Source organism: Enterobacter sp. DC1 (assembly GCF_000568075.1).
Classification (GTDB): domain Bacteria; phylum Pseudomonadota; class Gammaproteobacteria; order Enterobacterales; family Enterobacteriaceae; genus Enterobacter; species Enterobacter asburiae.
In genome coordinates this window covers 679,384-703,396 of record NZ_AZUA01000002.1, presented here as the reverse complement: position 1 = coordinate 703,396, position 24,013 = coordinate 679,384, and the positions used below count along the sequence as shown (strand labels likewise).

General features: G+C 54.7%; 21 protein-coding genes and 6 tRNA genes. 12 read left to right on the top strand and 15 right to left on the bottom strand.

The features are described from left to right. Positions 1 to 93: 93 nt before the first annotated feature. Positions 94 to 855 carry a sulfate transporter CysZ gene (gene cysZ / locus P346_RS12465; RefSeq protein ID WP_023308728.1) on the bottom strand — a complete coding sequence of 254 codons (762 nt, stop codon included), beginning with the start codon at positions 853 to 855 and terminating at the stop codon, positions 94 to 96. A gap of 230 nt (positions 856 to 1,085) precedes the next feature. On the opposite strand from cysZ, the gene zipA reads away from it, so the two are divergent. From zipA to P346_RS12480, 3 genes are all read left to right on the top strand, one after another. Beyond that, a complete protein-coding gene (gene zipA / locus P346_RS12470; RefSeq protein ID WP_032659306.1) occupies positions 1,086 to 2,069 on the top strand; it encodes a cell division protein ZipA in 984 nt (327 codons plus the stop codon). 69 nt (positions 2,070 to 2,138) lie between these two features. Beyond that, positions 2,139 to 4,154: an NAD-dependent DNA ligase LigA gene (ligA, locus tag P346_RS12475; RefSeq protein ID WP_032659303.1), complete on the top strand. Its 2,016-nt coding sequence runs from the start codon at positions 2,139 to 2,141 to the stop codon at positions 4,152 to 4,154. A gap of 1 nt (position 4,155) precedes the next feature. Beyond that, a complete protein-coding gene (locus P346_RS12480) occupies positions 4,156 to 4,371 on the top strand; it encodes a DUF3820 family protein (protein ID WP_003861328.1) in 216 nt (71 codons plus the stop codon). Here the strand turns inward: P346_RS12480 and P346_RS12485 are convergent. Beyond that, positions 4,368 to 5,363, bottom strand: a complete 996-nt coding sequence (locus P346_RS12485; RefSeq protein ID WP_032659301.1) for a bile acid:sodium symporter family protein — start codon at positions 5,361 to 5,363, stop codon at positions 4,368 to 4,370. The two genes, P346_RS12480 and P346_RS12485, sit on opposite strands and share 4 nt — an antisense overlap. Before the next feature lie 89 nt (positions 5,364 to 5,452). Between P346_RS12485 and P346_RS12490 the strand changes: the two genes are divergently transcribed. Next, complete coding sequence (locus tag P346_RS12490; RefSeq protein ID WP_032659590.1) at positions 5,453 to 6,388, top strand: LysR family transcriptional regulator; 936 nt, start codon at positions 5,453 to 5,455, stop codon at positions 6,386 to 6,388. Here the strand turns inward: P346_RS12490 and P346_RS12495 are convergent. From P346_RS12495 to P346_RS12515, 5 genes are all read right to left on the bottom strand, one after another. Continuing rightward, the gene (locus tag P346_RS12495) at positions 6,385 to 6,723 is read right to left on the bottom strand and encodes a FlxA-like family protein (protein ID WP_032659298.1); all 339 of its coding nucleotides are present in this window, start codon (positions 6,721 to 6,723) and stop codon (positions 6,385 to 6,387) included. The two genes, P346_RS12490 and P346_RS12495, sit on opposite strands and share 4 nt — an antisense overlap. Before the next feature lie 186 nt (positions 6,724 to 6,909). Further along, positions 6,910 to 6,985 (bottom strand) — tRNA-Lys (locus P346_RS12500). Between the two features lie 4 nt (positions 6,986 to 6,989). Then, positions 6,990 to 7,065, bottom strand: a tRNA-Val gene (locus P346_RS12505). Between the two features lie 29 nt (positions 7,066 to 7,094). Continuing rightward, positions 7,095 to 7,170: transfer RNA gene (locus tag P346_RS12510), tRNA-Val, on the bottom strand. Between the two features lie 41 nt (positions 7,171 to 7,211). Next, positions 7,212 to 7,287: transfer RNA gene (locus tag P346_RS12515), tRNA-Val, on the bottom strand. Between the two features lie 259 nt (positions 7,288 to 7,546). Here P346_RS12515 and gltX point away from each other — a divergent pair. Beyond that, on the top strand, positions 7,547 to 8,962 hold the full coding sequence (gltX, locus tag P346_RS12520) for a glutamate--tRNA ligase (protein ID WP_032659296.1): 1,416 nt from the start codon (positions 7,547 to 7,549) through the stop codon (positions 8,960 to 8,962). A 52-nt stretch (positions 8,963 to 9,014) separates the two neighbouring features. On the opposite strand, the gene P346_RS12525 is transcribed toward gltX, so the two are convergent. Together P346_RS12525 and P346_RS12530 are read right to left on the bottom strand one after the other, a co-directional pair. Beyond that, a complete protein-coding gene (locus tag P346_RS12525; protein ID WP_032659294.1) occupies positions 9,015 to 9,398 on the bottom strand; it encodes a YfeC-like transcriptional regulator in 384 nt (127 codons plus the stop codon). A 1-nt stretch (position 9,399) separates the two neighbouring features. Continuing rightward, the gene (locus P346_RS12530; RefSeq protein WP_029742102.1) at positions 9,400 to 9,762 is read right to left on the bottom strand and encodes a YfeC-like transcriptional regulator; all 363 of its coding nucleotides are present in this window, start codon (positions 9,760 to 9,762) and stop codon (positions 9,400 to 9,402) included. A gap of 217 nt (positions 9,763 to 9,979) precedes the next feature. Here P346_RS12530 and P346_RS12535 point away from each other — a divergent pair. The 3 genes from P346_RS12535 (at position 9,980) to P346_RS12545 (ending at position 12,579) form a co-directional block, all read left to right on the top strand. Further along, positions 9,980 to 10,055: transfer RNA gene (locus P346_RS12535), tRNA-Ala, on the top strand. A 41-nt stretch (positions 10,056 to 10,096) separates the two neighbouring features. Next, positions 10,097 to 10,172: transfer RNA gene (locus P346_RS12540), tRNA-Ala, on the top strand. A 214-nt stretch (positions 10,173 to 10,386) separates the two neighbouring features. Continuing rightward, on the top strand, positions 10,387 to 12,579 hold the full coding sequence (locus P346_RS12545; RefSeq protein WP_032659293.1) for a sensor domain-containing phosphodiesterase: 2,193 nt from the start codon (positions 10,387 to 10,389) through the stop codon (positions 12,577 to 12,579). 45 nt (positions 12,580 to 12,624) lie between these two features. Here P346_RS12545 and P346_RS12550 read toward each other — a convergent pair whose 3' ends face one another. Then, positions 12,625 to 13,812, bottom strand: a complete 1,188-nt coding sequence (locus tag P346_RS12550; RefSeq protein WP_008501591.1) for a NupC/NupG family nucleoside CNT transporter — start codon at positions 13,810 to 13,812, stop codon at positions 12,625 to 12,627. 348 nt (positions 13,813 to 14,160) lie between these two features. Between P346_RS12550 and P346_RS12555 the strand changes: the two genes are divergently transcribed. Further along, positions 14,161 to 15,399, top strand: coding sequence for an Nramp family divalent metal transporter (locus P346_RS12555; RefSeq protein ID WP_032659291.1), 1,239 nt, complete (start codon positions 14,161 to 14,163; stop codon positions 15,397 to 15,399). A gap of 33 nt (positions 15,400 to 15,432) precedes the next feature. On the opposite strand, the gene P346_RS12560 is transcribed toward P346_RS12555, so the two are convergent. After that, positions 15,433 to 15,783 (bottom strand): DUF2502 domain-containing protein, encoded by a 351-nt coding sequence (locus P346_RS12560; protein ID WP_032659289.1) that lies wholly within the window; start codon positions 15,781 to 15,783, stop codon positions 15,433 to 15,435. 127 nt (positions 15,784 to 15,910) lie between these two features. After that, positions 15,911 to 16,909, bottom strand: a complete 999-nt coding sequence (gene mgrA / locus P346_RS12565; protein ID WP_032659288.1) for an L-glyceraldehyde 3-phosphate reductase — start codon at positions 16,907 to 16,909, stop codon at positions 15,911 to 15,913. 184 nt (positions 16,910 to 17,093) lie between these two features. On the opposite strand from mgrA, the gene ipdC reads away from it, so the two are divergent. Then, positions 17,094 to 18,752, top strand: coding sequence for an indolepyruvate decarboxylase (gene ipdC / locus P346_RS12570; protein WP_032659286.1), 1,659 nt, complete (start codon positions 17,094 to 17,096; stop codon positions 18,750 to 18,752). Here the strand turns inward: ipdC and P346_RS12575 are convergent, their stop codons facing one another. Continuing rightward, positions 18,753 to 19,988, bottom strand: a complete 1,236-nt coding sequence (locus P346_RS12575) for an ion channel protein (RefSeq protein WP_032659285.1) — start codon at positions 19,986 to 19,988, stop codon at positions 18,753 to 18,755. It lies immediately after the preceding gene. 205 nt (positions 19,989 to 20,193) lie between these two features. On the opposite strand from P346_RS12575, the gene glk reads away from it, so the two are divergent. Beyond that, positions 20,194 to 21,159, top strand: coding sequence for a glucokinase (gene glk, locus P346_RS12580; protein WP_023308713.1), 966 nt, complete (start codon positions 20,194 to 20,196; stop codon positions 21,157 to 21,159). A gap of 35 nt (positions 21,160 to 21,194) precedes the next feature. Here glk and P346_RS12585 read toward each other — a convergent pair whose 3' ends face one another. Together P346_RS12585 and P346_RS12590 are read right to left on the bottom strand one after the other, a co-directional pair. Then, on the bottom strand, positions 21,195 to 21,920 hold the full coding sequence (locus P346_RS12585) for a LytR/AlgR family response regulator transcription factor (protein WP_023308712.1): 726 nt from the start codon (positions 21,918 to 21,920) through the stop codon (positions 21,195 to 21,197). Positions 21,921 to 21,923: 3 nt separating this feature from the next. Further along, complete coding sequence (locus P346_RS12590; RefSeq protein ID WP_023308711.1) at positions 21,924 to 23,630, bottom strand: sensor histidine kinase; 1,707 nt, start codon at positions 23,628 to 23,630, stop codon at positions 21,924 to 21,926. Positions 23,631 to 23,749: 119 nt separating this feature from the next. Here P346_RS12590 and P346_RS23200 point away from each other — a divergent pair, with 119 nt between their 5' ends. Further along, on the top strand, positions 23,750 to 23,998 hold the full coding sequence (locus P346_RS23200) for a hypothetical protein (protein WP_152537855.1): 249 nt from the start codon (positions 23,750 to 23,752) through the stop codon (positions 23,996 to 23,998). Positions 23,999 to 24,013 lie beyond the last annotated feature (15 nt).

Sequence of the window (24,013 nt, the reverse complement as noted above, 5' to 3'; positions counted from 1 at the left end):
GGAATTCGCATATCTATATACTGCAAGGAAATAATGGGGATCAGTATGGAATAAGGGGCGGCATAAGCCACCCCTGCTTTACACATTTTTGCATTATTTCCATAACGCGTGCTTAGCACGGTAGCAGTCGACCCACATCGCCGTCGCGCCGCAGACGGCGACGGGCATGATGAAAAGATTCAGGAAGGGGATCATGGTGAACAGACTGGTCAGCGCGCCAAACTGCATGTTGGCGACCTTCTGGCTGCGCAGGGCAGTGCGCATCTCTTTAAACGGCACCTTGTGGTTATCGAACGGATAGTCGCAGTACTGGATGGCCAGCATCCAGGCGCTGAACAGGAACCACAGCACCGGCGCCACCGTCTGGCCAATGCCTGGCACAAAGTAGAGGATAAGCAGCACAATCGCGCGGGGCAGGTACCAGGCAAACTTCTGCCACTCGCGCTTCATGATGCGTGGCAGGTCTTTCATGATCCCCAGCACGCCCGTGTCCGGCGGCGTCGCGCCGGTAAGCCGCGCTTCAAGCTGTTCCGCCAGCAGACCGTTAAACGGTGCGGCTATCCAGTTGGCAATCGTCGAAAAGAAGTAGCCAAACACCAGCAGCACGGAGATTACCGCCACCGGCCAGAGCAGGTAGTTAAGCCACTGCAGCCAGTCCGGCACGTAACTCATCAGCGACGGGATCCAGCTCTCCAGCTTTGTGAATAGCCACCAGAACGCGCCGCCCATCAGGATAATGTTGATCAATAGCGGCAGGATCACGAAGCGTCGAATCCCCGGCAGGGAGACCAGTTTCCAGCCCTGAGAAAAATACCAGACGCCGCTGCGCGGGGGAGAAGATGATGTTGAAACCATAGCCAGGCTGTACTCCTTTTTACACAACCAGTGGAATTGCCCGCCTATATTATCCACTTACGGAGCAATGACCAGTTCGGAAATGTTCGAAAAACCAGCAAAAAGCACGATTTCCTTCATCTTTATGCTGTGAATGCTCTGCACACACTTGCACTTGACGTAAACGGCAAATACTCTTAGTGAGTAAATGTTTGCCGTGGTGGCAAGGTGTTAGAACAACAGAGAATATAATGATGCAGGATTTGCGTCTGATATTAATCATTGTTGGCGCGATCGCCATAATCGCTTTACTGGTACATGGTTTCTGGACCAGCCGTAAAGAGCGTTCCTCGATGTTTCGCGATCGCCCACTGAAGCGCATGAAGTCCAGTCGTGACGACGATGACAGTGAAGATGACATCGACGGCAGCGATGACGACGGCGTGGGTGAAGTTCGTGTTCATCGGGTCAATACTGCGCCCGGCGCAGGCCATGGGGAGCATGAAGCGCCTCGTCCTTCGCAGCACCAGTATCAACCGCCGTATGCTTCTGCACAGCCGCGCCAGCCAGCGCCGCAGCCTGTGGAAGAGCCGGTGCGCCAGCCGCCGCAACAGCCTGTCTATCAGCAGCCTGCTGCGCCACAGCCGGTTCAACAGCAGCCGGTGCAGCAGCCCGTGCAGCAACAGCCTGCTCAGCCGCTACAACAACCGCAGCAGCCTGTTCACGTACAGCCTGCGCCTCAGCCTGCTCCAGCCCCGCACGTTGAGCCTGAGCCCGTTGTAGAGCCAGAGCCGGTTGTTGAAAAACCACAGCGTAAAGAAGCGGTGATCATCATGAACGTGGCCGCGCATCACGGCAGCCATCTCAACGGTGACGTGCTGCTCAACAGTATTCAACAGGCAGGATTCAAGTTTGGCGATATGAACATTTTCCATCGCCATCTGAGCCCTGACGGTAGCGGTCCGGCGCTGTTCAGCCTGGCCAACATGGTTAACCCTGGCACCTTTGATCCGGAGATGACCGGTGATTTCGTGACCCCGGGCGTGACTATCTTTATGCAGGTGCCGTCCTACGGTGACGAACTGCAAAACTTTAAGCTGATGCTGCAGTCCGCTCAGCACATCGCTGACGAAGTTGGCGGCGTGGTGCTCGACGATCAGCGTCGAATGATGACTCCGCAGAAGCTGCGCGAGTATCAGGACCGCATCCGCGAAGTTAAGGAAGCTAACGCGTAATCGTCGCGTTTACTTCAACTCCTCCTCAACCCCCGCATGTCGGGGGTTTTTTCTCATTGATGGTGCGATATGGACTCAATCGAACAACAACTCACTGAACTGCGAACCACGCTTCGCCATCATGAATACCTCTATCATGTTATGGACGCGCCGGAAGTACCGGATGCGGAATATGACCGCCTGATGCGCGAGCTGCGCGAATTAGAGGCGCAGCATCCGGAGCTTATCACGCCGGATTCCCCCACCCAGCGCGTCGGCGCTGAGCCGCTGGGCGCTTTCAGCCAGGTGCGCCATGAGGTGCCGATGCTGTCGCTGGATAACGTCTTCGATGAAGAGAGCTTCCTCGCGTTTAACAAGCGCGTGCAGGATCGCCTGAAAAGCAGCGACTCCCTCACCTGGTGCTGCGAGCTCAAGCTGGATGGCCTGGCGGTCAGTCTTCTCTATGAAAACGGCGTGCTGGTGCGCGCCGCGACGCGTGGCGACGGTACGACGGGCGAAGACATCACCACCAACGTGCGTACCATCCGCGCGATCCCGCTGAAGCTGCAGGGTGACAACATTCCCGCGCGTCTGGAAGTGCGCGGCGAGGTGTTCCTGCCCCAGGCGGGCTTCGAGAAAATTAACGACGAGGCGCGTCGCACCGGCGGGAAGGTGTTTGCTAACCCGCGTAATGCGGCGGCAGGCTCTCTGCGCCAGCTTGACCCGCGTATCACAGCGAAGCGACCGCTTACTTTCTTCTGCTACGGTGTGGGTATTCTTGAGGGCGGCGAGCTGCCGGATACGCACCTCGGGCGTCTGCTGCAGTTTAAAGCGTGGGGCCTGCCGGTGAGCAACCGCGTTCAGCTCTGCGACTCGCCGGAAGCGGTACTGGCGTTCTACCACAAGGTGGAAGAGGACCGCCCGACGCTCGGGTTTGATATTGATGGCGTCGTCATCAAGGTGAATTCACTGGCGCTGCAGGAGCAGCTGGGCTTTGTGGCGCGCGCGCCGCGCTGGGCGGTGGCGTTTAAGTTCCCTGCTCAGGAGCAGATGACCTTCGTTCGCGACGTAGAGTTCCAGGTCGGCCGTACGGGTGCCATTACCCCGGTCGCCCGTCTGGAGCCCGTGCAGGTTGCGGGCGTGCTGGTAAGTAATGCCACGCTGCATAACGCCGATGAAATCGAACGTCTGGGCCTGCGCATTGGTGACAAAGTGGTGATTCGCCGCGCGGGCGACGTGATCCCGCAGGTGGTTAACGTCGTGGAGTCAGAGCGTCCTGCCGATACGCGCGAGATCGTCTTCCCGAGCCACTGCCCGGTGTGCGGCTCCGACGTGGAGCGTGTGGAAGGTGAAGCGGTGGCGCGCTGTACGGGTGGCTTAATCTGTGGTGCTCAGCGTAAAGAATCTCTGAAGCACTTCGTCTCCCGACGGGCGATGGACGTCGACGGCATGGGCGATAAAATTATCGATCAGCTGGTTGAGAAAGAGTATGTCCACACGCCAGCGGATCTGTTCAAACTGACCGCTGGTAAACTGACCGGCCTGGATCGCATGGGGCCAAAGTCAGCCCAGAATGTGGTGAACGCGCTTGAAGCCGCCAAAGAGACGACCTTTGCCCGCTTCCTGTACGCGCTGGGCATTCGTGAAGTGGGTGAAGCGACGGCCGCGGGCCTGGCGGCCTACTTTGGCACGCTGGAGGCGCTGGAAAAGGCAAGCATCGACGAGCTGCAGAAAGTCCCGGACGTCGGCATCGTCGTCGCCACGCACGTCTTTAACTTCTTTGCCGAAGAGAGCAACCGTGAAGTCATCGGCAAGCTGCTGGAGGAGGGCATCAAGTGGCCCGCGCCGGTAGTGGTTAACGCCGAAGAGATCGACAGCCCGTTCGCCGGTAAAACGGTAGTCCTGACCGGCAGCCTGAGCCAGCTTTCACGCGACGATGCGAAAGCGCGCCTGGTGGCGCTGGGGGCCAAAGTGGCGGGCAGCGTGTCGAAGAAAACCGACCTGGTGATCGCCGGGGAAGCGGCGGGCTCGAAGCTGGCGAAAGCCCAGGAGCTCGGTATTGCGGTTATCGACGAAGCGGAAATGATGCGTCTGTTAGGAGAGTAACGTGGAGAAAGAACAGCTCGTTGAGATCGCCAATACGGAGATGCCGTTCGGTAAATACAAGGGCCGCAGGCTGATTGATTTGCCGGAGGAGTATCTGCTGTGGTTTGCCCGCAAGGATGAATTCCCGGCAGGGCGGCTGGGCGAGCTGATGGCTATCACGTTACTGATCAAAACCGAGGGGCTGACCCAGCTGGTTCAGCCCCTGAAACGTCCTTAAGCCTTCGCGGCGCGGGTCTCTTCCTGCGCCAGCTTCTCGGTCTGGCGCTTGTAGCGACGCGCCAGCACCGCGCAGACCATCAGCTGGATCTGATGGAAAATCATCAGCGGCAGCACCATCATCCCAATCACCGAGGTCGGGAACAGAATGTTGGCCATCGGGATACCGTTCGCCAGGCTCTTTTTCGAACCGCAGAACACAATCGTAATTTCATCCGCTTTGTTGAAGCCGCACCTGCGTGCCACAAAGACGTTTACCGCAATCACAATCGCCAGCAGGACGATGCTGACCACCACGATAAACAGCAGCGAGCCTGCGCCCACCTTGTGCCAGATCCCGTTCACGACCGCTTCACTGAAGGCGGAATAGACCACCAGCAGAATCGAGGTCTGGTCGGTTTTTGAGATCCATTTTTTATGCTTCGCCACAAACGCGCCGGTCCACGGTCGGGAAAGATGCCCCAGGACAAACGGCAGCAGCAGCTGCAGACAAATTTTGCCGACCTGCTCCAGGTTACCTTCCGCGCCGTGCATGTTCATCAGCAGGCCCACCAGCAGCGGAGAGACAAAAATCCCTAACAGGCTGGATGCCGATGCCGAGCAAACCGCGGCCGCAACGTTTCCTCCCGCGAGAGAGGTAAAGGCAATGGCGGACTGCACGGTAGCCGGCAGAATACAGAGATACAGGAAACCGGTGTAGAGCGCCGGGTCGACGTTAACCGGCGCCCACCAGGCAAACAGCACCCCGAGGATTGGGAACAGAATGAAGGTGCTGCACATCACCCAGAGGTGAAGACGCCAGTGGCTACCGCCGGCAATAATGGCTTCGCGTGAGAGTTTTGCACCGTGCATAAAGAACAGCAACGCGATGGCGGCCGTCGTCAGCCCTTCAAAAAACGGGACGAAGCCCCCGCGGGCGGGGAAGAACGAGGCCAGTAAAACGGTAACAACCAGGGTGAGCGTAAACGGATCAACAATACGAAATAGTTTCATAATGACTCCTGAAAACAGATGTCGCTATTGTGCTTTTTTCTATTTGAGAAATAAAATTGATTTATTGCATCCATTCATGAATGAAACAGATGAATTATTCCTTACGTCAGCTTCGTATTTTCGTCACCGTCGCTCACGCCCGCAGCTTTAGCCGGGCAGGGGAGACGATCGGCCTGAGCCAGTCGGCGGTCAGCCACAGCGTAAAAGAACTGGAGAATCAGACCGGGGTGAAGCTGCTTGACCGCACCACGCGCGAAGTGGTGCTGACCGAAGCGGGGCAGCAGCTCGCCCTGCGTCTTGAACGATTGCTGGATGAGCTGAACAGCACGCTCAGAGACGTTGGGAGGCTGGGGCAGCAGCTTTCGGGGACCGTGCGCGTCGCGGCCAGTCAGACGATATCAGCGCACCTTATCCCGCAGTGTATTGCCGAGGGAAATCATCGCTACCCGGACATTGATTTTGTCCTGCATGACAGGCCGCAGCAGTGGGTACTGGAAAGCATCCGCCAGGGAGATGTGGATTTTGGTATCGTTATCGATCCCGGCCAGGCGAGCGATCTGGCGTGTGAAAGCGTACTTTCCGAGCCCTTTTTGCTGCTCTGCCGTGACGACGACCCGCTGGCCACGTTGCCGGAAGTCAGCTGGCAGTCCCTGACGGGCGCGAACCTGGTTTTACAGGATTATGCCTCGGGCAGCCGTCCGCTGATTGATTCCGCGCTGGTGAATCAGGGGGTAAAGGCAACTATCGTGCAGGAGATTGGTCACCCGGCGACGCTGTTTCCGATGGTGGAAGCCGGCATCGGCATCAGCGTGTTGCCCGCCCTGGCGCTTCCCCTGCCGCAGGGAAGCCGGCTGGCCGTCAGGCGATTAACGCCTGTTGTCGAGCGAAAGCTGATGCTGGTGCGGCGAAAAAATCGCTCACTCTCGGGGGCGGCGCAGGCTATCTGGGAAGTGGTGCGTATCCAGGCACAACGATTAACCGAAGCCCGCATACGCGACCCACTGTTTAACGCATCAGAAGATTAGATGTAGATATCAATCTGATTATTGTCTGACGGACTGTTCACCCCTTCCACTTTGCCCAGCTTTTGATCCTGCTTCTTCTGGGCCTCTTCGGCCTGCTGGCGCTGCAGCGCGGCGAGCTGCGCCTGCAGCACCTTGATCTGGGTCTGAATAAGTTCCTGCTGCTTCTTCTTCTCATCGGTGCTGACGGGACTGTTTGCCAGTTCTTTTAACTGCTGAGTCAGCTTTTTGATCTTGTCGAGAATGCGGGTGATTTGCGCAGAGATATCGTTACTGCTCGAAGTTCCACTCGCGCCGCTGGTTTGAATCTGTTGGGTTGAAGCCTGAATGGTCGTCATACTTTTTCCTCGCGTTATAAAACAGAGGTATCGGCACTAACGGGATTAGCTTGAGCAAAACTGCCATATCTGGCAGGGAGTTACATCGATAAACAATCAGTATTGATGATGCGGTAAAGTTACTGGAAGGCGGAAGTAGACAAACTGCAGATAGCAAAAAAGCGCCTTTAGGGCGCTTTTTTACATTGGTGGGTCGTGCAGGATTCGAACCTGCGACCAATTGATTAAAAGTCAACTGCTCTACCAACTGAGCTAACGACCCGAAATGGTGGGCGATGACGGGCTCGAACCGCCGACCCCCTCCGTGTAAAGGAGATGCTCTACCAACTGAGCTAATCGCCCATTTCGGAACTGCTGCGATAAGGTGAGAATGGTGGGCGATGACGGGCTCGAACCGCCGACCCCCTCCGTGTAAAGGAGATGCTCTACCAACTGAGCTAATCGCCCAATCTCAATTCTTATCTACACTGCGAGTCTACCGAAGTAGATGGTGGGTGATGACGGGCTCGAACCGCCGACCCCCTCCGTGTAAAGGAGATGCTCTACCAACTGAGCTAATCACCCCCGCTGTGTGGAGTCGCATTATAGGGAGAGTTGAAAATGAGTCAACGCATTTTCTAAAGTTTTTATTCGTTCGTCGTAAAATTAAACAAAACGATCGCGAAACGGGCTGTGGCGCATGATTTCTAAACAAAAATCGCAAACTCGGTCACGATAAAGGGATCAACATTGAGGAATCCCCCCACAGTGATAGAATATTGCCCATCGTTTTTTTCCCCAGGATTTGCCGATTGCCGGCATCTTTATAACGTAAGGCCATTTCATGAAAATCAAAACTCGCTTCGCGCCGAGCCCGACAGGCTATCTGCACGTCGGTGGTGCACGTACCGCTCTCTATTCCTGGCTTTTCGCCCGCCACAACAAAGGTGAGTTCGTGCTGCGTATTGAAGACACCGATCTTGAGCGCTCCACGCCGGAAGCAATTGAAGCCATTATGGATGGGATGAACTGGCTGAACCTGGAATGGGACGAAGGTCCTTACTTCCAGACCAAACGCTTTGACCGCTATAACGCCGTCATTGATGAGATGCTGGTCGCGGGCACGGCGTATAAATGCTACTGCTCTAAAGAGCGTCTGGATGAACTGCGTGAAGCGCAGATGGCGAACGGTGAAAAGCCGCGTTATGACGGCCGCTGCCGCCACGACCACAGCGAGCATGCTGCCGATGAGCCTTGCGTGGTGCGTTTTGCTAACCCGCAGGATGGCTCGGTGATCTTTGACGACCAGATCCGTGGCCCAATTGAATTCAGCAACCAGGAGCTGGACGATCTGATCATCCGTCGTACCGACGGTTCTCCAACCTACAACTTCTGCGTTGTGGTTGACGACTGGGATATGGAAATTACCCATGTTGTCCGTGGTGAAGACCATATCAACAACACGCCGCGCCAGATCAACATCCTGAAAGCGCTGAACGCCCCTGTGCCAGTCTATGCGCACGTCTCCATGATCAACGGTGATGACGGGAAAAAACTGTCTAAACGTCACGGTGCGGTAAGCGTTATGCAGTATCGCGACGACGGCTATCTGCCGGAAGCGCTGCTGAACTATCTGGTGCGTCTGGGCTGGGCCCACGGTGACCAGGAGATCTTCAGCCGCGAAGAGATGATCGAACTGTTCTCTCTGAGCTCTGTAAGCAAATCAGCGAGTGCATTTAATACCGACAAGCTCCTGTGGCTGAACCATCACTACATCAATACCATGCAGCCAGAATATGTGGCGACGTATCTGCAATGGCACATTGAGCAGGCAAATATTGATACCCGTACTGGCCCTGAGCTGGCGGACCTGGTGAAACTGCTCGGCGAGCGCTGCAAAACGCTGAAAGAGATTGCCGAAAGCTGCCGCTACTTCTATGAAGAGTTTGAAGAGTTCGACGCGGACGCCGCGAAGAAGCACCTTCGCCCGGTTGCGCGTCAGCCGCTGGAAGTGGTGCGCGACAAGCTGGCGGCCCTTACCGAGTGGACCGCTGAAAATGTGCATCACGCTATTCAGGCGACGGCAGACGAGCTGGAAGTCGGTATGGGTAAAGTTGGTATGCCGCTGCGCGTTGCGGTGACCGGTGCGGGTCAGTCTCCGGCGCTGGATGTGACGGTTCATGCCATCGGCAAGTCACGCAGCGTGGCGCGCATTAACAAGGCGCTGGACTTTATTGCTGAACGCGAAAATCAGCAGTAATTACGCCTCAGATAAAAAAACGGCAGGGTAACCTGCCGTTTTTTTATGCCTCTTATTCCGTGAGACCGAGCCGCGTTAGAAAACCGTGTATGCCTTCGCGTTTCAATAAGGCGTCCAGACGCTTCTGCTCCGGCTGAGTCATACTCTCCAGCGTCTCAATAATGCCCGGAGACAGGTTTGAAGAGGGTTCACTGTAGGAAGCGGTGACCTCAGCGAGATGGTAAACCGCCTGACGGTTACGGATCGCCGGGAGGCTCATAATATGTTCCTTCACGCGCGCATCAATATGAATGAGCCGCGCGCGACCACCCTTCACGCCGTTGAGGCCTTCGGTTTTCCATCCCTGCTGGCGTATCCAGCGATTAACCGTTTGTCTGGCAACGCCCAAACTCTCCGCCAGCTCTTCCGTGGTCATTTTGCTGCGTAATTTTTTCATATCAGTTCTGATCGCGAATCCCTAAACGTTGCAACAAGCCGGTAATCCCTTCCCGCATTAACAGCGATGTCATCTGCTTCTGCTCTTCCGGCGTCATTTCATTGGCCAGCGTCAGGAGCAGGGTGTGAAGCGAACTATCATGACTGACGCCTTCCGGCAGTTCGGACGTTTCACTTGCCCGACGTGCGCTGCGGATAAAGTCACGGACTTTTTCGTTCACATGTACCAGGCGCGCTTTCCCGCCCTGGACGCCTGGTTTTGGTGATGTAATCCAACCCTCTTTGCGTACCCATTTATTGATGGTCTGGCGGCTATAGCCAGTGAGGAGGGCTAACTCTTCTGGCGTCATTCGTTCCTTGATCATGCAATTTCCTGAATATCAGTGGGGTTAATTAACGGCTCATTTTATAGCACCGTTTTACGTGAAAACGTGACAGGCTTAACTCCTGACTGCGAGCAGGCTCGCAAAGTGATTCATTTGCATGATTTTTCAGCGATTGAATGGCTGGGATTGATTTTGCCGTTGACACCCCGCAGCGGAATTCATATTATGCCGCCCGTCAACATGACAGCTTTACGATGGGGCTATAGCTCAGCTGGGAGAGCGCTTGCATGGCATGCAAGAGGTCAGCGGTTCGATCCCGCTTAGCTCCACCAAACTCTGAACCCAACAGAGTGCGGTCAGTAAAGTAACATGTGGGGCTATAGCTCAGCTGGGAGAGCGCTTGCATGGCATGCAAGAGGTCAGCGGTTCGATCCCGCTTAGCTCCACCAAAATTGTAAACCCTCGTCAAAAGACGAGGGTTTTTTTTTATGTGTTTGTAACACCCGCCACCCTATTTTGTTATCAAAAAGAAGGTATTTCTGTACCTCACCTCAATCGGCATCACTAAACCAGTCTAAAAATAGACTTGAACTTGATTCGCGCAATTAATAAACATATTATCCATTCGGTCAATAATTCTCTCGGAAAATAACGCCCTGGTTAATGAATAGAAAAACTTACAATAATGTAAAGATATTTATGATTGCCCTGGCTCTGTGCCTGATTGCGGTACCTGTCTCCCGTTATCTCTCTCCCCGCGCAATTGTTAATGGTCACGACGTTTATTTAGCATGGTTACCTTTAAGCGTAATGCTGGCGGTAATTCTGCTATTTGGACGCAGGGCTATTCTTCCTATTTTGTTAGGTTTTACTGTCACTAATTTATTCTATGTAAATTTAGCACCGCTACAATATTCAGTATTGCTGTTCTGTCAGACCTTTGCGTTGTTCGCGGCGTGCGGCCTTCTGCGTATCATGCTGGGTAAGCGTTGGCGTTACTGCATCCCTAACAAACACATCGGATTACGGATATTCTGGCTCGGTTTTATGGTGCCAATAGGGATTAAGCTGTCGATGTATTTGGCTGGCTATTTGTTTGATTTTCCGGTGACAATTTCGACCTTTTTCGGCGAAGGGACGGTTATTTATAACGTTGTGGATATACAAAGCCTGATATGTGCGGCATTGATTTTTACCATGATGTTCTATTACCCGTTAAGAATGATAATTAATCCTCGTTATGCAATAAATTTCTGGCGACGAAGCGTGAAGCCCGTGTTTTTTCACAAGAATTCATTATATATTTTTGTCTGGCTGATGCTTTTAGGTTTCATTCTCGTCATTTTATGTGGTCCTTTTGAATCTCCCGTCATTGCGGGCTATTTGATGCCGCTGATTTTTATTCTTTTTACCTTAGCGATAAGCCGACTGACCTATGCGTTGATTTCTCTGCTGTGGGCTGTATCTGCGCTCCTGCTGTTGACCTACAACTACAACTTCCTGAACGGGGTGGAATCGGGCCATTCGCTCTCGTTTATTCTGTCCGTGCTTATCTCTTTCGCGATCTGCCTGCTTTACATGTCGCGCATTTACCAGCGCAGCGAGTGGCTTAAGCGGGGCTGGCAGGGCAGGGCGCTCACCGATCCGCTGACCGGATTGCCCAATATTCGTGCGCTGGAGGATTATCTTGAGATTCATCCGGATGCAAAAGTGAGCATTCTGCGTATGGATAACCTGGAATTTTTGAGCCGCCATTATGGGATCCTGATGCGGGTCCATTGCAAACGCACGATCGCCACCTCGCTGCAGCCTCTCCTGCAAAAAGATGAGACGCTCTTCCAGCTCCCCGGAAGCGAGCTTGTGCTGGTATTGCTGGGCCCGGGAACCGCGGAGCGCCTCCAGCATATGGTTGATCGACTGAACAGCCGTAAGATTTTCTGGAACAACACCGGGCTGGATATTGAATTTGGCGCGTCCTGGGGAATGGTGGAAAACGGCGAAAAGTTGCACCACACGCTGGGGCAACTGAGCTGGCTGGCCGAGCAGTCCTGCGGAACAACAAACAACGTGCTTGCGCTCACGAATAGCCTCGAGGCGGCATCAGGGCAAACGACAGAGCGAGTCCTGATGCTGGCGCGGATTAAGCATGCCCTTGAGGCGGGGCAGTTCCATTTATACGCGCAACCGATCCAGAAGGCGGACGGGAGCGGGTATTACGAAATCCTGGCGCGTATGGAGAGCGAGGGCGAGATCTTCACTCCTGACCGCTTTATTCCGTTGATTGCCCAGTTCAACCTCAGCCACCGGTTTGATATGTGCGTCATGGAGAAATTACTGATGTGGCTGCGCGATCACCCTTCAACGCAGGCTGGCGCCCGTTTCTCCGTTAATCTGATGCCGCTCACGCTGATGCAAAAAGAGGTGGCGTCCGAGATTTGTGCGCTCTTTGAACGTTATGGCGTTGCGCCTCAGTCCGTCGTGATTGAGATTACCGAAGAGCAGGCCTTCTCAAATTCAGGCTGCAGCATCCACAATATTCAGCAGCTGCGGGATTACGGTTTCCGGATTGCCATAGACGATTTTGGTACCGGCTACGCCAACTACGAGCGTCTGAGACGCCTGCAGGCGGACATCATTAAGATTGACGGCTGCTTCATTAAAGACATTTGTACCGACGATATGGATGCGATGATCGTGCAGTCGATGTGTAATCTGGCGAAGACGAAATCGCTGTGCGTCGTAGCGGAATACGTCGAAACACCGGCGCAGCGGGAGATGCTGCTTCGCTTCGGCGTGGATTATCTGCAGGGCTACCTGATAGGCAAACCCAAGCCGCTGGACGAGTTGCGGGCATAAAAAAACCGGGAGCCAGGCTCCCGGTTTTTTGTTTAACGCTAAACGTTAGAGTACCAGTGCCGCGATAGAAGCAGACAGGACGCTCACCAGCGTAGAGCCGTAAACCAGCTTCAGGCCAAAGCGAGAAACCACGTTGCCCTGTTCTTCGTTCAGTCCTTTAATCGCGCCTGCGATAATGCCGATGGACGAGAAGTTCGCGAAGGAGACCAGGAACACGGACAGAATGCCTTCCGCGCGCGGAGAAAGCGTGCTGGCAATTTTCTGCAGATCCATCATTGCAACGAATTCGTTAGAAACCAGTTTGGTTGCCATGATACTGCCCACCTGCAGCGCTTCGTGAGCAGGAACACCCATAACCCATGCAACCGGATAGAAGATGTAGCCCAGAATACCCTGGAAGGAGATACCCAGCACCGCGGCGAACAGGGCGTTCAGCGCAGAAATCAGCGCAATGAAGCCGATCAGCATGGCGGCAACGATAATCGCCACTTTGAAGCCAGCCAGAATGTACTCACCCAGCATTTCGAAGAAGCTCTGGCCTTCGTGCAGGTTTGACATCTGGATGTTCTCTTCGCTTGCGTCAACGCGGTACGGGTTGATCAGCGACAGAACGATAAAGGTGCTGAACATGTTCAGAACCAGCGCCGCAACAACATACTTTGGCTCCAGCATGGTCATATACGCGCCCACGATAGACATGGAAACGGTAGACATTGCGGTTGCCGCCATGGTGTACATGCGGTTGCGGGACATTTTGCCGAGAATATCTTTATACGCGATGAAGTTCTCAGACTGACCGAGGATCAGGGAACTGACGGCGTTGAAGGATTCCAGCTTGCCCATGCCGTTCACTTTGGATAACAGGAAACCAATTCCACGAATAACGAACGGCAGAACGCGGATGTGCTGCAGAATACCGATAAGCGCGGAGATGAAGACGATAGGGCAGAGAACCTTCAGGAAGAAGAACGCCAGACCTTCGTCGTTCATTTTACCGAAGACAAAGTTGGTCCCTTCATTGGCGAATCCGAGCAGTTTTTCGAACATTTCGGAGAAGCCTTTCACGAAGCCGAGGCCTACGTTGGAGTTCAGGAAGAACCACGCAAGTAAAACTTCAATGACCAGCAGCTGGACAACATAACGGATACGAATTTTTTTGCGGTCTGTGCTGACCAGCAATGCAAGTGCAGTAACGACAACAAGTGCCAGGACAAAATGAAGGACGCGGTCCATATTTGCTCCAAATATGAGGCAGGTTTAATTTTCGTGCACATTCTATGTAACAAGCGAAAAGAAAACGAGATCGAGGACACACTATAGTTACATCCTGTGACGAGTCTCAAAAATAGTGATCCACAATACATTTTTGTTATGTTAGGTAAATGAGTGAAAAGTTAAGTTTGTGTGCTAGTCTTCACAAAAGCGCGCGCGATTTCAGTTTCTGTTAGATCGCCCCACTTACCCGCCCGTCTATCGTTCAAAGCTATCAGAGAAATCACTGTAAACTTCATAAATGATCTTGATAATCATTCTCATTTTGATAGCATTAAACATAGCAAAGGCTATATTTCAGAGGCAGAAATGACAAACAGTCGCGTAGAGGGTAGCAGTGGCAGAGCCGCGCGCAAGTTGCGGTTCGCATTAATGGGACCTGCGTTCATCGCTGCCATTGGCTATATCGATCCAGGTAACTTTGCGACCAATATTCAGGCCGGGGCCAGCTTCGGCTATAAGCTGCTGTGGGTGGTCGTCTGGGCTAACCTGATGGCGATGCTGATTCAGATGCTCTCCGCAAAGCTGGGGATTGCCACGGGTAAAAACCTGGCGGAGCAAATTCGCGACCATTATCCGCGTCCGGCCGTCTGGCTCTACTGGGTTCAGGCGGAAATCATCGCCATGGCCACTGACCTCGCTGAATTTATCGGCGCAGCGATCGGCTTTAAGCTGATTCTGGGCGTATCGCTGTTGCAGGGGGCAGTGCTGACCGGGATTGCCACTTTCCTGATCCTGATGCTGCAGCGTCGGGGCCAAAAGCCGCTGGAGAAGGTTATCGGCGGTCTGCTGCTGTTTGTCGCGGCGGCCTATATCGTCGAGCTGATTTTCTCACAGCCGAATCTGGTGCAGCTCGGGAAAGGTATGGCAATCCCAAGCCTGCCAACCTCGGAAGCGGTTTTCCTGGCCGCCGGTGTGTTGGGGGCGACCATCATGCCGCATGTGATTTACCTGCACTCCTCGCTGACTCAGCATCTCCACGGTGGGACGCGCAAAGAGCGTTACTCCGCCACCAAATGGGATGTGGCGATTGCCATGACCATCGCGGGGTTTGTCAATCTGGCGATGATGGCTACCGCTGCCGCCGCTTTCCACTTTAACGGCCACACCGGTATTGCCGATCTCGACCAGGCTTATCTCACGCTGGAGCCCTTACTGAGCCATGCTGCCGCCACGATATTTGGTCTCAGTCTGGTGGCTGCCGGTCTCTCTTCTACTGTGGTGGGCACGCTGGCAGGCCAGGTGGTGATGCAGGGGTTTGTTCGGTTCCATATTCCGCTGTGGGTTCGTCGCTCCGTCACCATGCTCCCGTCATTTATCGTGATCCTGATGGGGCTCGATCCTACGCGAATTCTGGTCATGAGCCAGGTGCTGCTGAGCTTTGGTATCGCGCTGGCGCTGGTGCCGCTGCTGATCTTTACCAGCAACAAAACCCTGATGGGCGAACTGGTCAACTCAAGGCTGGTGAAACGGACCGGGTGGGCCATCGTAGTGGTGGTGGTGGCGCTGAACCTGTGGCTGCTGATTGGCACCGCGTTGGGACTCTAAAAGAAAAAGGAGCCGGGAGGCTCCTTTTTGCTGTTAGTCGTCATGACCGTGATGGCCATGTCCGTGACCTTTGCCGCGACCCCAGCCGCCGCGACGGTCGTCACGATCGTTCCAGCCTTCACGGTAGCCGCGCTCATACGCGTTGTCTTTATACCAGCCGCGGTGTCTACCGTTATCGTGTTTCCACCAGCGGTCTCCGCGCCACTCATAGTGACGGTTCCAGTAGTCACGGTCGCGCCAGTAGCCACCGTCCCAGTATCTGCCGTAGTCGTCACGATCGCCAATTTGTAATTTTACTGATGGCAACAGGGTGATTTCGCCCGCATTGGCGATCAGCGGGGCTGAAGCCAGTAATACCGCTGCAAGAATCAGTGACCTGAACATACTCTTTCTCCTTCACGATCGGGGCCCTTGTGGGGCCTGTTAACGCAATATTACGAGTTGGTAAAGCCTCGTTTCATCGCCTCAACTCCGAATTCCTGGATGAGAGCACTTTTTGCTAAAAGTGGTTTTATTTTGAGCTGCCCAGAATCCCTTCTATACGGACCAGTTCTTCCGCAGAGAAATAGCGGTTTTCCAGCATCCCCACGGCGTCATCAATCTGCGCCGTTTTACTTGCCCCAATCAGCACTGACGTCACGTTCTCATGGCGTAATACCCATGCCAGCGCCATCTGGGACAGCTTCTGGCCGCGCTCTTCCGCCATGGCGTTCAGCTTTCTTACCTTCTCCAGCTTCTCTTCGGTGATCTGGTCAGGGTTCAGAAACTGACTTCCGCTTGCCGCGCGTGAGTCTGCCGGAATGCCGTTCAGATAGCGGTTGGTCAGCTGCCCGCCGGCCAGCGGCGAGAAGGGAATACAGCCGACCCCTTTTTCCTGCAGCACGTTCAGCAGCCCCTCTTCCGGCGCACGTTCAAAAAGAGAGTATTTCGGCTGGTGGATCAGGCAGGGCGTGCCGAGATCGTCAAGGATATCAATGGCCTTGCGGGCCAGTTCTGCAGGATAGTTGGATAACCCGACATAGAGGGCTTTTCCCTGGCGCACCGCATGGTCAAGCGCTTTCATGGTTTCCAGCAGCGGCGTTTGCGGGTCAGGACGGTGATGATAGAAGATATCCACATACTCCAGCCCCATGCGCTTCAGGCTTTGATCGAGGCTTGCCAGCAGATATTTGCGTGACCCCCAGTCGCCGTAAGGGCCTTCCCACATGGTATAACCCGCTTTGGTGGAGACGATCAGTTCGTCGCGCCAGGGCAGGAAATCCTCCTGCAAAATACGGCCGAAATTACGTTCGGCCGATCCCGGCGGCGGGCCATAGTTGTTGGCAAGGTCGAAATGCGTAATGCCCAGATCGAACGCGCGCTGTAAAAGTTGACGGCTGTTTTCGATAAGCGTGGTGTCGCCAAAGTTATGCCACAGCCCAAGCGAGATGGCGGGCAACCTGAGTCCGCTTCGCCCGCAGCGACGATACTCCATTGTCCGATAACGATTTTTGTCCGGCTGATAACCCATTCTCATGACCTCTGGCGCTGAAGAAAAAATCAGTGTATGCGTTTACATTAACGCGAAAAAAAGCAGAATAGCGCAGCCTTTTTTGTAAAGCATTCTTTCCATACTATTCTTATCGCCAATTCTGGACAGTCATCACGCTTATTTAATACTCAAGGTGAGGTCAACATTAGAAGGATACCTGTTCATGCGTACCCCATACTGCGTCGCCGATTACCTGCTGGACCGTCTTACAGATTGTGGAGCCGATCATCTGTTTGGCGTGCCGGGCGACTATAACCTGCAGTTTCTCGACCATGTGATAGACAGCCCGGATATCTGCTGGGTGGGCTGTGCCAACGAGTTAAACGCCTCTTATGCCGCGGACGGATACGCCCGATGTAAGGGCTTTGCCGCGCTGCTGACGACATTTGGTGTAGGAGAGCTAAGTGCGATGAACGGCATTGCGGGCAGCTACGCCGAGCACGTTCCGGTACTGCATATTGTAGGCGCGCCGGGTACGGCGTCACAGCAAAGAGGAGAGTTGCTGCACCATACGCTTGGCGACGGTGAGTTTCGTCATTTTTACCATATGAGCGAACCGATCACCGTTGCACAGGCGATCCTGACCGAACAAAACGCCTGTTACGAGATTGACCGGGTATTAACTACCATGATCCGGGAGCGTCGCCCCGGCTATCTGATGTTGCCTGCGGATGTGGCAAAAAAAGCCGCCACGCCTCCTGTAAACGCTCTCACTTTCAGGCACACGCATGCCGATAGCGCCTGCCTGAAAGCGTTCCGGGATGCCGCTGAGAACAGGCTGGCCATGAGCAAGCGTACGGCGCTGCTGGCCGATTTCCTTGTCCTGCGCCACGGCCTGAAGCATGCCCTACAGAAATGGGTTAAGGACGTGCCGATGGCACACGCCACTATGCTGATGGGTAAAGGGATATTTGACGAGCGTCATGCCGGGTTTTACGGCACCTACAGCGGTTCGGCAAGCGCCCGTGCGGTAAAAGAGGCGATTGAAGGAGCAGACACGGTGCTGTGCATCGGGACACGATTTACCGATACCCTGACCGCTGGCTTCACGCATCAGCTAACCCCGTCACAAACAATTGAAGTTCAGCCTCATGCCTCACGCGTTGGTGACATCTGGTTTACCGGCATTCCCATGCTTCAGGCGATCGAAACGCTGGTGGAGCTGTGTAAACAGCACGTGCACGATACGCCGGTACCGTCGTCTCAAAGCGCGATGGCCTATCCGCAGCCGGATGGCTCGCTGACGCAGGACAATTTCTGGAAAACGTTGCAGACGTTTATCCGCCCGGGAGACATCATCCTTGCGGATCAGGGCACCTCGGCCTTCGGCGCGATCGACCTTCGTCTGCCGGCTGATGTGAATTTTATCGTCCAGCCGCTGTGGGGATCGATCGGCTACACCCTGGCCGCAGCGTTTGGCGCGCAAACCGCCTGCCCGAACCGGCGCGTGATTGTGCTGACGGGGGATGGCGCGGCGCAGCTCACCATACAGGAGCTTGGCTCGATGCTGCGGGATAAACAACACCCGATCATTCTGGTCCTTAACAACGAAGGGTACACGGTGGAAAGAGCGATCCACGGGCCTGAACAGAGATATAACGACATTGCGCTATGGAACTGGACGCAAATCCCGCAGGCCCTGAGCCTTGATCCTCAGGCCCAGTGCTGGCGGGTCAGTGAAGCGGAGCAGCTGGCGGATGTCCTTGAGAAAGTGGCGCACCACGAGCGGCTCTCGCTAATTGAGGTGATGCTGCCGAAAGCCGATATCCCGCCGCTGCTGGGGGCGATTACTAAAGCGCTGGAAGCGCGCAATAGCGCCTGATTACTTGTCGTTTCGCCAGGCCATCATCATCGGTTTGCCCGCCAGCAGGAGCCAGGCGGGCAACATCACGATACAGAGCAGGGGGAAAAGCGTCGAATCGGGTACCACTACCGCCGCCATAAACAGGCTGAGCCAGGCGTCACGCGTGACCACCAGAACCAGCCCCAGAATAGAGCAGGAGACGGTAATGGCCGCAGGCACCGCATCGACGTGTTCGTGCAACATCAGCCCCAGCGCTACACCGACAAAGACCACCGGGAAGATGCGTCCACCGCGAAAACCGCAGGCTGCAGCCACCACCAGCGCGGCCAGCTTAATCACGGCAAACAGCAGATAGTCGGAGACGCTAAACACCTGGCTGAAGGCCAGCTGCTGCATCTCATCCAGACCTTTGAACAACGTCACCATCCCGCCGATTGCCCCTAAAATACCGAGGATCAAACCACCAGCCCCCAGAACTAACACCGGGTGTTTGAGTTTATGCATCAGCCGGTGCAGGCGAGGAAGACACCATACCGCCACCATTCCCAGCGCGATGGCGAACGCGACGACGATGGCGCCGCTGAAAATATCGGCTATCTGCATTTGTCCATAGTGGGGGAGGGTGAGTGAGAAGTGGGGATGGAAAAACAGGCTGGTCGTCAGCGCGCCGGCGGCTGCTGCCATCAGCGGAGCAAAGAGTTTATCCCAGAGCGGGACGTCGTTATTGCTGCTGAGCGTCTGAGAAAAGATCAGTGCGGCAGCGACGGGCGTGCCGAAAAGTGCCCCGATGGTGCCTGCGGAGGCGAGGATGGTCCAGTCCAGCGCGCCGACGCGGGGCAAAATGCGCGAACCGAGGAAAACCGCCAGGCCAATATTCACCGCCATAATTGGATGCTCCGGCCCCAGGCTGACGCCGCCGGCCAGACCGATAATCAACGCAATGAGCAGCCCGGGCAGTGCCGAAGGGGAAACCGGGGCGCCAATCAGCGGTTCCTGCGCCGGGTCGGGGCCGGCATGGCCAGGACTGAAACGGATCACCAGGCCTACCGCAATACCGGTCAACGTCAGCATCACAACGATCCAGGCAGGAGAATCAGCGCTGACCCCCAGTTTTGTCGGAAGCGCCGTCCATAACATGGCTTGCAGCACCGACGCGACTTTCATCACGACAATGAGCACCAGGCTTGAGGCTACGCCAATGATTAACGCCGGAATGGCCAGCAACAGCATGGTTCTGGCTCGCGGGTGGAGCATGATGATTTCCTTGTACAAAACGGTATTACGTTACTTTGCACATTAAGCTTTATGGCAATAGTGCAAAAGGTGCTGAAACGGTAAAGTTATTCTGTGACGAAGATCGATAATCCATGGGCATTCACCTTATGGCCGTTGTTGTTATCACGCCTTGAATTTACAGTGTCCCAAAGATTTATTCTGACTTTAGCGGAGCAGTAGAAGAATGACAAAGTATGCTTTGGTAGGTGATGTGGGCGGCACGAACGCGCGCCTCGCATTGTGCGATGTTAGTAGCGGTGAGATTTCCCGGGCGAAAACCTATTCCGGGCTGGATTATCCAAGCCTTGAAGCCGTTGTCCGCGTCTATCTGGAAGAGCATCAGGTGAGCGTTGAAGACGGCTGCATCGCGATAGCCTGCCCGATAACCGGCGACTGGGTCGCAATGACCAACCATACCTGGGCATTCTCCATCGCCGAGATGAAAAAAAACCTCGGTTTTTCACATCTTGAAATCATCAATGACTTCACTGCGGTGTCCATGGCGATCCCGATGCTGAAGCCAGAGCATCTGATCCAGTTTGGCGGCGCTGAACCGGTCGAAGGCAAGCCGATTGCGGTTTACGGGGCCGGTACCGGCCTCGGCGTGTCGCATCTTGTGCATGTTGCTCAGCGCTGGGTGAGCCTGCCGGGTGAAGGCGGCCACGTAGACTTTGCGCCAAACAGCGAAGAAGAGGGCATTATCCTCGAAGAGTTACGCGCTGAGATCGGCCACGTGTCCGCCGAGCGCGTTCTTTCAGGTCCGGGACTGGTAAATCTGTACCGCGCGATTGTGAAATCAGACGGTCGTCTGCCGGAAAACCTGCAGCCGAAAGACGTCACCGAACGCGCGCTGGCGGACAGCTGCATTGACTGTCGTCGTGCCCTGTCGCTGTTCTGCGTGATCATGGGACGTTTCGGCGGCAACCTGGCGCTGACGCTGGGCACCTTCGGTGGGGTCTATATCGCGGGCGGGATCGTACCGCGCTTCCTCGACTTCTTTAAAGCCTCGGGCTTCCGCGGGGGGTTTGAAGATAAAGGGCGTTTCAGAAGCTACGTGCAGGATATTCCGGTTTATCTGATCGTGCATGACAATCCAGGACTGCTGGGTTCCGGGGCCCATCTACGTCAGGTTCTCGGTCAAATCCTCTGATGCAGAGCCCTCTCCAGCAGGAGAGGGCCTTTTCTTTACAGGTGCATCAGCTGACGAAACTCTTTCACCTTGCTGCGGCTTACCGGCACCTGAAAATCCAGATCCTTCAAACGCAAAATGTAGGTGTTGTTAAACCAGGGTTCGATCTCGCGGATCTTATTTAAATTCACGCAAAATGACCGGTGGCAGCGGAAAAAGTGGGCAGCCGGGAGCTTGCTGCAGAATTCGGTAATGTTCATCGCCATCACGTACGATTCCCGCCGGGTATAGACAAACGTCATCTTTTCGTGCGCTTCGGCGTAGTAGATATCGTTGACCGGGGTCACGATGATGCGCTCGTCTTTGACCAGATTTATAGTGTCGTTTTCGCGTACCGTCGGGCTGGCGGGGGCGGTTTGCTGCTGCCAGGCGGCCTCCAGCTTTTGCAGCATGCTGACAATCCGCGATTCCTGATAAGGCTTAAGAATATAGTCAAACGCCTCCAGCTCGAAGGCCTCTACGGCGTGCTCTTTCCAGGCGGTAACGAAAACGATAAACGGCTTATGGGCAAACTGATTGATGTTTTGCGCCAGCAATACGCCATCCAGCGACGGGATATTGATATCCAGGAAAATCGCATCGACCCGGTTATGCTGCAAAAATTTCAGCACGTCCAGACCATCATCAAACGTACCCACAATCTCCATCTGGCTGTGGGTTTTGATAAGCCAGGTGAGCTCCTGCTGAGCCAGGAATTCATCTTCTACGATGATAACTTTCATGGGTTACTCCACCTGGGGCAACAGTGATGTCGTCGTATGCGCGCGAGAGCGCTCATTCGGGACGTAAAAAGCAATTTCGGTGCCCGGCTCAAGACGTTGAATATGCAGCCCGTCGCCGTAAAGCAGCTTGACCCGGTGGTGCACGTTCAGCAGACCGATTTTATTCCCCGGCATCTCGTTAGACTCCACGCGCTCAATGACTTTTGGATCAATCCCGTGGCCGGTATCGCGCACGGCAATCCGCACCCGGTTGCCGCTTTCGGTGACGCTGATGGTGACAACGCCTTTGCCTTTACAGGGCTGAATACCGTGAACAATCGCGTTTTCGACCAGCGGCTGGATAAGCAGGCTTGGGATCACGCAGTTGACCTCTTCATCAATATCGTAAATGACAGTGAGCTTGTCGCCAAAGCGGGCCTGCTCAATCGCGATGTAGTCCTTGATCTGATAAAGCTCTTTTTTGATGTCGATCTGCTCGTCATCTTTCAACTCAATGTTGTAGCGCAGATAGCGAGACAGGTTAAAAATCAGCTGGCGCGCGGTGTCCGGATTAAGGCGAATGGACGAGGAGATAGCGTTCAGCGCGTTAAACAGGAAATGGGGATTAATTTTACTCTGCAGCGCGCGCAGTTCTGCCTTATTTGCCATCTCGCGCAGCTGTTCTGCCCGCGAAACCTCAAGCTGGGTGGAGATAATCTGCGACAGGCCGATGGCCATCTCCTGCAGCGTGGAAGTGATCTGATGCGCGTGGCAGTAATAAATTTTCAGCGTGCCCGTCACGACGCCTTTCTCCCACAGCGGGATGACAAGCATCGAGTGAATTTCCGGCGTTCGGTGGGCTTCATCATTATTTTTAATAATGATTTTACCGTAGTTAATCGCCTGTCTGGTGGTCGGGCTAATGGTGTCATCGTTGTCGCGATAGTTGTGTTCCCCGACGCCAACGTAGGCCAGCACGTGGTCAATATTGGTGATGGCGACGGCGTCAGCATGGATATCGTGGCGGATAATCTCGCAGACCTGACGCAACGATTCCGCGTTAACGTGGCGGAAAAGCGGCAGCGTTTTGTTGGCGATATCCAGCGCCAGCTTGGCCTGACGGGCGGCGCTGGCCTCTTTTTCCCCTTCAACGCTTTGCACCAGCAGCACGATAAAGCCGATGCACACGCTGCCCAGGATCATCGGAATACCGATTTTCGAAACGATATCCAGCCCCAGCGCGGTGGTGGGGGCCCAGACGACGACCAGGATCATGGTCAGCGTTTCGCACACCATGCCTGCGACGATCCCGGCGCGCCAGCGCTGTTTTTTCGGGATTTTGCGGCTGATCCAGCCGGAAAGCACCCCGGCGATAATGCTGGTGATAAAGCATGGCACCGCCGTTACGCCGCCGATATCAATCAGGTAGCGGTGCGTCCCGGCAATCAGGCCGGTGATGACGCCCACCCACGGACCAAACAAAATCCCGCCGGACATGACGGCGATAATGCGCACGTTAACCAGCGAACCCTCTACCGGCACGCCGGACCAGGTACTGAACAGGGCGAAGAGCGAAAAGATAGCGGTAACGGCCAGCAGCTCTTTTGGCGAGTGGGCTGATTTGTGCAACAGCTCGCGAAACAGGCGAATGCGAATGAGGAAGAACAGGCAAATCAGCATTAATGCCGCGCGGTCAAAAACCGCCAGCAGCATAGTGAATATTTCGTGCACGAGTAGACCTGGGAAAACGGGAAAGAACCATGATAAAAAACCTGGCGCGTATTGACCAGCTATCCGTCAGGTTTATCAAATGAGGAAAAACCATAATTTTGAAAGGGGATTATCTGGCGATGACCGAGGCGGCCTGTTTTTTTCTTACCGGCGCATCGTCAGGTAACTGGCTTGATATCATTCTGTTAAATAACAGCTATAAGAAAGCCGATCCCGAAACAGGTGCTTCCGCTTTTAGGCGCAGGCGGGTTCCGGTTTTCAGACGATCGCTTTTTTTTCATTTCCCTCTCGACAGCATGATTTTTTTCAGGTTATTTTCTAAACATGCCACATCGGTGGCAGCGTCGCTCGGACGGTCCGGGCGCTAACGTTAATCTGAGGAA